4 protein-coding genes and 2 pseudogenes are annotated in these 8,332 nt (G+C 72.5%); all 6 read right to left on the bottom strand.

Annotation, left to right across the window (positions count from 1 at the left end; genetic code table 11):
• Positions 1–690 (bottom strand): annotated as a pseudogene (locus QCN29_RS36205) (hypothetical protein); the annotation flags it as partial.
• Positions 691–758: 68 nt separating this feature from the next.
• The gene (murD, locus tag QCN29_RS36200) at positions 759–2,186 is read right to left on the bottom strand and encodes a UDP-N-acetylmuramoyl-L-alanine--D-glutamate ligase (RefSeq protein ID WP_279933505.1); all 1,428 of its coding nucleotides are present in this window, start codon (positions 2,184–2,186) and stop codon (positions 759–761) included.
• On the bottom strand, positions 2,183–3,253 hold the full coding sequence (gene mraY / locus QCN29_RS36195; protein ID WP_240140262.1) for a phospho-N-acetylmuramoyl-pentapeptide-transferase: 1,071 nt from the start codon (positions 3,251–3,253) through the stop codon (positions 2,183–2,185). The genes murD and mraY overlap by 4 nt, the downstream gene beginning before the upstream one ends.
• Complete coding sequence (locus tag QCN29_RS36190; RefSeq protein ID WP_240140263.1) at positions 3,250–4,689, bottom strand: UDP-N-acetylmuramoyl-tripeptide--D-alanyl-D-alanine ligase; 1,440 nt, start codon at positions 4,687–4,689, stop codon at positions 3,250–3,252. Before QCN29_RS36190 ends, mraY begins: the two co-directional genes overlap by 4 nt.
• A 4-nt stretch (positions 4,690–4,693) precedes the next feature.
• Positions 4,694–6,384, bottom strand: a pseudogene (locus QCN29_RS36185) (UDP-N-acetylmuramoyl-L-alanyl-D-glutamate--2,6-diaminopimelate ligase).
• A 16-nt stretch (positions 6,385–6,400) separates the two neighbouring features.
• Positions 6,401–8,332, bottom strand: a 1,932-nt coding sequence (locus tag QCN29_RS36180; protein WP_279933504.1) for a peptidoglycan D,D-transpeptidase FtsI family protein, incomplete at its 5' end; no start/stop codon positions are given.

Genomic DNA, 8,332 nt, shown 5'->3' with positions numbered 1-8,332 from the left:
GGTCGCCGGGTGACCGGCACCGGCCCGCGGCCCGCGGCGGCCTGCCGGGGCGGCCTCGGCTCCCGCGCCCCGTACCGCTTCGGTGCGGTGCGGGGCGCCCGTCGGCGCCACCGGGCCGCCGTGGGCGGCACAGCCCCCCGGGGCGGTGTGAGCCTCGGCGGCCGGGAGTCCTGCGGAGGGGAACGAGCACCCCGCAGCCGGGGCGGCGGGCTCGGTTTCGGGGACCGTACGGCTGCCGCCGTCCTGGGATTCGAGGGAACGGCGGACGACGGCCCGCGACGCGGTCCTCGCCGGCACGGGCGGCGCGCCGCCCCGCGCCGCGCCCGGCGACACGGCCTCGCCGGACGACGGCGACACTGCCCGTGCGGCCCCGGCACGCAGAGCGTCGGGGGCGTCGCCCCAGGAGGGAGGCGAGGCGGAGAAAGCCGGGCCAGAGCCCTCGCCGGCGTCGCAGCCCCCGGGAATCGGGTGGCCGTCGGCGGCGGCCTGGAGTTCGAGGACGGTATGGGCGTCACCCTGCGACGCGGCCCCGGTGAGGGTGGCCGCTCCGGCGGTCGGGGCACCCGGGGCGGCGGCCTTCGAACGGTCCGGGGGCACGGTCTCGCCGGGCGGCGGCGCACAGTGGGGGCGCAGTTGTCCGGGGTCAGCGGCCCCGGGCGGACGGGGGCGCACGATGTCGTCGGGCGGCATGGTCGCTGTCCCCTCCAGTCGTGCTCGCGCGGGCGGCCGCAGGTCGACGGCCCGCGCGGGACGGGCCGTCAGGCGCGTTCGGCGGCGAGTTCGCGGACCGCGTCCGCGAACGCCTCGCCTCGCTTGTTGTAGTTGACGAACATGTCCATCGAGGCGCAGGCCGGGGCCAGCAGCACCGTGTCGCCCGGCCGGGCGAGCCCGGCCGCTTCGCGGACCGCCGCCGGCATCGCCCCAGTGTCGGTCCGGTCGAGGTCGACGACCGGGACCTCGGGGGCGTGTCGCGCCAGGGCGTCCCTGATCAGCTCCCGGTCCGCGCCGATGAGGACGACGCCGCGCAGCCGCCTCGCCGACCTCCGGACGAGCTCGTCGAAGGTCGCGCCCTTGGCCAGGCCGCCCGCGATCCAGACGATCGGCTCGTATGCCGCGAGCGACGCCTCGGCGGCGTGCGTGTTGGTGGCCTTGGAGTCGTCGACATAGGCGACGCCGTCGACCTCGGCGACATGCTCGATGCGGTGCGCGTCGGGGCGGAAGGCCCGCAGTCCGTCCCGTACGGCCGAGGGCTCGACGCCGAAGGCCCGGGCGAGGGCGGCCGCGGCCAGGGCGTTGGCGATGTTGTGCGGGGCGGACGGCTGGACGTCGGCGACCTCGGCGAGCTCCTGCGCCTGCCGCTGCCGGTCCGGGACGAAGGCGCGGTCGACGAGGAGTCCCTCGACGACGCCGAGCTGGGAGGGGCCGGGTGTGCCGAGGGTGAAGCCGATCGCCCTGCAGCCCTCCTCGACGTCCGCCGCGCGCACCAGGTCCTCGGTGGCGGGGTCGGCGGCGTTGTAGACGCAGGCGACCGTGTTGCCCTCGTAGACGCGGCCCTTGTCGGCGGCGTAGGCCTCCATGGAGCCGTGCCAGTCGAGGTGGTCCGGCGCGAGGTTGAGCACCGCGGCGGAGTGGGCGCGCAGCGAGGGCGCCCAGTGGAGCTGGTAGCTGGACAGCTCCACGGCGAGTACGTCGTACTTCTCGTCGCCCAGCACCGCGTCGAGCAGCGATACGCCGATGTTGCCGACGGCCGCGGTCTTCAGGCCCGCTGCCTGAAGGATCGACGCGAGCATCCGCACGGTCGTGGTCTTGCCGTTGGTGCCGGTGACCGCGAGCCAGGGCGCTGCCTCTCGGCCGTCCCGCCCCCTCAGCCGCCAGGCCAGCTCGACATCGCCCCACACCTCGACGCCGGCCTCGGCGGCCGCGGCGAACAGCGGCTTGTCGGGCTTCCAGCCGGGCGCGGTGACGACCAGCTCCGTGCCCTCGGGCAGGGTCGCCCCGTCGCCGAGGCGGACGGCGATCCCCTCCGCCTCCAGCTCCGCGGCCTGGGCCCGGGCCCGCTCGTCGTCGCCGTCGTTGACGACCGTGACGACCGCGCCCAGGCCGTGCAGCACTCTCGCCGCCGGGATCCCGGAGACCCCGAGCCCCGCGACGGTGATGTGCTGGCCCTGCCAGTTCCGCGTACTCACTTGTCGGCCGCCCAGCCCGCGTAGAACAGTCCAAGACCCACGATGACGCACATGCCCTGAATGATCCAGAACCGGACCACTACCAGGACTTCCGACCACCCCTTGAGTTCGAAGTGGTGCTGGAGCGGGGCCATCCGGAAGACCCGCTTCCCGGTCAGCCGGAACGAGCCGACCTGGATGACCACCGACATGGTGATCAGCACGAAGAGGCCGCCGAGGAGCGCGAGCAGCAGCTCGGTGCGGGAGCAGATCGCCAGACCCGCGAGCGCGCCGCCGAGGGCGAGGGAGCCGGTGTCGCCCATGAAGATCTTCGCGGGGGAGGTGTTCCACCACAGGAAGCCGAAGCAGGCGCCCATCAGCGCGGAGGCCACGACCGCGAGGTCGAGCGGGTCGCGCACCTCGAAGCAGGCGCTGGGGTTGGTGAGGGTCTCGGCGTTGGCGCAGGACTCCTGGAACTGCCAGAGGCCGATGAAGGTGTACGCGCCGAAGACCATCACGGACGCGCCGGTCGCGAGACCGTCCAGACCGTCCGTCAGGTTCACGCCGTTCGACATCGCCAGGATCATGAACAGCGCCCAGACCACGAACAGCACCGGGCCGATGGTCCAGCCGAAGTCGGTGATGAACGACAGCTTGGTGGACGCGGGCGTCAGCCCCCGCTTGTCCGAGAACTGCAGCGCCAGCACGGCGAAGGCGATGCCGACGATCAGCTGGCCCGCCATCTTCGCCTTGGCCCGCAGGCCCAGCGAACGCTGCTTGACGATCTTGATGTAGTCGTCGAGAAAGCCGACGAGGCCCATGCCGGCCATCAGGAACAGCACCAGCAGACCCGAGTACGACGGGTCCTCACCGGTGATGACCTTGGCCAGCGCGTAGGCGATGAGCGTGGCCAGGATGAAGGAGATGCCGCCCATGGTGGGCGTGCCCTTCTTGCTGCCGTGCGTGCGCGGGCCGTCGTCCCGGATGAACTGCCCGTATCCCTTGCGCGCCAGCAGCTTGATCAGCAGCGGCGTGCCGATCAGCGTCAGAAAGAGCCCGATGGCTCCGGAGAAGAGGATCTGCCTCATCGGCCGGCGACCTCACCTTCCGAGGCCGTCGCCGTGTTCTCGAGCAGGGCCGCTGCGACCCGCTCGAGCCCGGCCGACCTGGAAGCCTTCACCAGCACGACGTCGCCTGGCCGCAGCTCACTGCGCAACAGGTCGACCGCCGCCTGTGCGTCGGACACGTGCACCGACTCCTCACCCCACGAACCCTCGTTATAGGCGCCCAGTTGCAGCCAGGACGCTTCCCTGCCCCCGACCGCGACGAGCTTGCTGACGTTGAGCCGGACGGCGAGCCGTCCGACCGCGTCGTGCTCGGCGAGCGCTGCGCCGCCCAGCTCGGCCATGTGGCCGAGCACCGCCCACGTCCGTCCCCCCCTTGCCCGCGCGGCTTGGCCCATCGCGGCCAGTGCACGCAGCGCGGCACGCATGGACTCGGGGTTCGCGTTGTAGGCGTCGTTGACGACCGTCACACCGTCCGGACGCTCGGTGACCTCCATACGCCAGCGGGACAGGGCGCCCGCCTCGGAGAGCGCGAGCGCGATCTCGTCGACGGACATGCCCAGCTCATGGGCGACGGCGGCCGCGGCGAGCGCGTTCGACACGTGGTGCTCACCGTACAGCCGCATGGTCACGTCACTGCACCCGGTGGGTGTGTGAAGCGTGAAGGCGGGCTGACCGTGCTCGGTGAGCCGGACATTCTCGGCGCGTACGTGCGCCTCGTCGGCCTCTCCGAACAGCAGGGTGCGGGCCTCGGTGCGGGCGGCCATGGCGCGTACGAGGGGGTCGTCGGCGTTGAGCACGGCGACGCCGCCCGCGTCGGCGGCGGGCAGGGACTCGACGAGCTCGCCCTTGGCCTCGGCGATCTGCTCGCGGCCGCCGAACTCTCCGATGTGGGCGGTGCCGACGTTCAGCACGAGGCCGATGCGCGGCGGGGTCAGTGAGGCGAGATAGCGGATGTGGCCGATGCCGCGCGCGCCCATCTCCAGCACGAGGTGCCGGGTGTCGGCGTCGGCGCGCAGTGCGGTGAGCGGCAGTCCGATCTCGTTGTTGAGGGAGCCAGGCGTGAAGACCGTGGGCGCGTGCCGCTGAAGGACCTGGGCGATCAGGTCCTTGGTGGAGGTCTTGCCGGCCGAGCCGGTGAGGGCGACGACATCGACGCCGAGCCGGGCGACCACGGCGCGGGCCAGCGCGCCGAGGGCGACCTGGACGTCGTCGACGACGATGGCGGGGACGCCGACCGGGCGGGCGGCCAGCACGGCCGCGGCTCCGGCCGCGACGGCGCGTTCGGCGTAGTCGTGGCCGTCGACCCGCTCGCCCTGGAAGGCGGCGAACAGTGCGCCTGCTTCCACGGCACGGGAGTCGATCACGACGGGTCCGGTGATCCGTTGCTCCGGGTCCGGTATGTCGTGCGGCTGCCCGCCGACGATTTCGGCGATCTCGGCGAGGGAGAGGGCGATCACTGGGTCATCCCTGAGGGTTCCGGTGGAGGGTGGCGCGGATGGCTTCGCGCAGTACCTGACGGTCGTCGAACGGCCTGATCACTCCGTGGACGTCCTGGCCCTGCTCATGGCCCTTGCCGGCTACCAGCACCGTGTCGCCGGGCTCGGCGCGGGCCACGGCGGCGGCGACGGCGGCGGCGCGGTCGGCCTCGACCAGCACGTCTCCGCGTTCGTGGACCGGCACCTCGGCCGCGCCCGCGAGCATCGCCGCGAGGATCGCGAGGGGGTCCTCGGAGCGCGGGTTGTCCGAGGTGAGGACCGCGGTGTCGGCGAGGCGTGCGGCGGCGGCGCCCATGGGGCCGCGCTTGGTCTGGTCGCGGTCGCCGCCGCAGCCGAGCACGATGTGCAGCCTGCCTTCGGTGACCTTGCGCAGGGATCGCAGCACCGATTCGACGGCGTCGGTCTTGTGGGCGTAGTCGACGACGGCGAGGTACGGCTGGCCCTCGTCGACGCGCTCCAGCCGGCCGGGGACGCCGGGCACCGCGGCGACGCCGTCCGCGGCGGTCTGCGGGTCGATGCCCGCGACGGCCAGGGTGACCACGGCGGCCAGGGCGTTGGCCACATTGAACGGGCCGGGCAGCGGGGCCTCGGCGCGGATGCGCTCCCCTGCGGGACCGACCGCCGTGAAGCGCGATCCGACGGAGCCGACCTGCACGTCCTCGGCGCGCCAGTCGGCGTCCGGGTGACCCTCCGTGGAGAAGGAGACCACCGGCACGGTGGCCTCCTTGATCAGCCGGCGGCCGTACTCGTCGTCGTAGTTGACCACCGCCGCCCGGCTGCGCTGCGGGGTGAACAGCTGCGCCTTCGCCTGGAAGTAGTCCTCCATGTCGGAGTGGAATTCCATGTGCTCGGGGCTGAGGTTGTTGAAGACCGCGACGTCGAAGACGCAGCCGTCGACCCGGCCGAGCACCAGGGCGTGGCTGGAGACCTCCATGGCCACCGAGTCGGCGCCGCGCTCGCGCATCACGGCGAACAGCGCCTGGAGGTCGGTGGCTTCGGGGGTGGTTCGCTCGGACTTGACGCGCTCCTCGCCGATGCGCATCTCGACCGTGCCGATCAGCCCGGTCGAGCGGCCCGCGGCCTTGAGGCCGCCTTCGACGANGTCGAGCGGCCCGCGGCCTTGAGGCCGCCTTCGACGAGGTAGGCGGTGGTGGTCTTGCCCGAGGTGCCGGTGATGCCGATCTTGAGCAGTTCGTCGCCGGGGCGTCCGTAGATCAGGGCGGCGAGCTCGCCCATGCGCCCGCGGGGGTTCCCGACGACCAGCACCGGCAGGCCGGTCGCGGCGGCGCGCGCGGCGCCCGCCTGGTCGGTCAGCACGGCCGCGGCTCCGAGGTCGGCGGCCTGGGGGGCGAAGTCCGCGCCGTGGAACCGGGCGCCGGGGAGCGCGGCGTACACGTCTCCGGGCCGCACCGCCCGTGAGTCGTGGGTGATGCCGGTGACCTCACCGGGGCCTGGGGACTCGACGCCCAGCTGCTCGGCCAGGACGCCGAGAGGCGTGGGGCCGACCTCGGCGGGGCGGGGCGGGGAGGTTCGGTACTGATCAGGGTGGGGCACGGCGGTGAGCGTACCGGGCGCACCCTGTTCGGGCGAAAAGGAGGGGGCGGAGGCGTCCGGGCGGTGCGATTGGTTCCCGGAATCGTTGGTGATCGTTGTCACTGGGGGCGCTTTCGAGTCACGTGCCTGGCTTGGCGGTTTTCTCCGGCTTTCCCTTTGGTTCGAATGTGACCGGGAGCCGGGCGGGATCCTTGCCCGTGGGTGCGACCTTGAGTGTCTTGAGGGCGAACTGCATGACCTTCTGGTAGATCGGTCCGCAGATCTGACCGCCGAAGTAGCTTCCCCTGGTGGGGTTCTGGATGGCGCAGTAGACGGTGATCTGCGGGTCGTCGGCGGGGGCGAAGCCGGCGAAGGAGGCGGTGTAGCCCTTGTACCGGCCCAGTTCCGGATCGACGCGGTTGGCGGTGCCGGTCTTTCCGGCGACGCGGTAGCCGGGAATCTGCGCCTTGTTGCCGGTGCCCTCCTCGTCGTCCACCACGGACTCCAGCATGGCCGCAAGCGTGCGGGCGGTCTTCTCGCTGACCACCCGGGTCTCCTCGGGGGCGCGTGCGGGGGTGAAGCGCCCGTCGGGCCCCTTGGCGCCGCGCACCAGCGTGGGCTCGACGCGCACTCCGCCGTTGGCGATGGTCGAGTAGACGGAGGCGGCCTGCAGGGCGTTGATCGAGAAGCCCTGGCCGAACGGGACGGTGAACTGCTTCGAGGTCGACCAGTCCTGCGGCTTGGCGAGGATGCCCGGGGTCTCTCCGGGGTAGCCGAGTCCCGTCGGCGAGCCGATGCCGAATTTGCGCAGATACGAGTAGAGGACCTGGTTGGCCTCCCGCTGCGTCTTGCCGAGCTGCCCCGTGGCCAGGATGGTGCCGATGTTGCTGGATTTGGCCAGCACGCCGTTGAGGGTGAGGTACCAGGTGGGGTGGTCGATGTCGTCCTTGAAGAGCCGGTCGCCGCGGTGCAGTCGGTTGGGCACGACGACATGGGTGTCCGGGGTGGCCGCGCCCTCCTCCAGGACCGCGGCCATGGACATCACCTTGGCGGTGGAGCCGGGCTCGTAGGCGTCCTGGAGCGCGGCGTTGCCGAGGGCGGCGGCATTGGCCTGGGAAAGGTCGTTGGGGTCAAACCCGGGGGCGTTGGCCATGGCGAGGATCTCGCCGGTACGCGTGTTCTGCACGATCACATAGCCCCGGTCGGCCCGGGATTCGGCCACCTGGTCGCTGATGGCCTGCTGGGCGGCCCACTGGATGTCGCGGTCGACGGTCAGCTCGACGTCGGAGCCGGGGACGGCAGGGGTCTCGCTGGACGTGGCCGTGGGGACGCGGCGACCGCCGGACTGGGCATAGGTGATCTTTCCGTCCTGGCCGGCGAGGGCCTTGTCGAGCATGGACTCGATGCCGCCGCCGCCGTGGCCGTCGGCCTTGACGAAGCCCAGTATCCCGGCCGCGAGATCGCCGTTGGGGTAGACGCGTTTGCTGCTCGCCTCCTGGAAGACGCCTGCCAGGACGTTCGCCCCGGGGCCGCCGTCGCGCTTGTCGGCCCTGGCCTTCTGCGCGTAGACGCTCTTCAGGTCCTTGATCTGGTTCCACACCTGCGGGGTCTGGCGGCGGGCGAGCACGGTGTAGCGGGACTTGGGGGTCTTGAGCTTCTTGACGAGGACGTCCACGTCCTCGGCGAGGATCGGGGCGAGAAGCGCCGCCGCCTGCTCGGGGGCGTCCTGCGCCTTGGACTCCTCGGGGGTGAACATCTTCGGGTCGGCGGTGATGTCGTGTGCGTCGACGCTGGTGGCGAGGGAGACGCCGGACCTGTCGGTGATCTCTCCGCGCTCCGCGGCGAGGGTGTGGCTGAGGTAGCGGTTCTTCTCGGCCTTGGCCGCGTAGGCGCCGGCGTCGACGGCCTGCACCTGGAGCAGCCGCGCCGTGAACGCCAGCATGACGAGCGTCAGTCCTAGGCTGACCAGCCGCAGCCGGGGGCGCGGCCGGCCGAGGCGGATGGTGCGCGGCGGACGGGGGGCGGGGCGGGCGGACGGGCGCGGCCTGCCGGACGCGGGGCGCTGGGCGGG

It is taken from the genome of Streptomyces chengmaiensis, from assembly GCF_029846775.1.
Taxonomy (GTDB): domain Bacteria; phylum Actinomycetota; class Actinomycetes; order Streptomycetales; family Streptomycetaceae; genus Streptomyces; species Streptomyces chengmaiensis.
The sequence above is the reverse complement of the archived record's forward strand: the minus strand, read 5'-3'. Positions and strand labels throughout refer to the sequence as shown.

Bases quoted from the DNA above. Each gene is read 5' to 3' on its own strand.
- mraY (WP_240140262.1), bottom strand. From the start codon at position 3,253: ATGAGGCAGATCCTCTTCTCCGGAGCCATCGGGCTCTTTCTGACGCTG.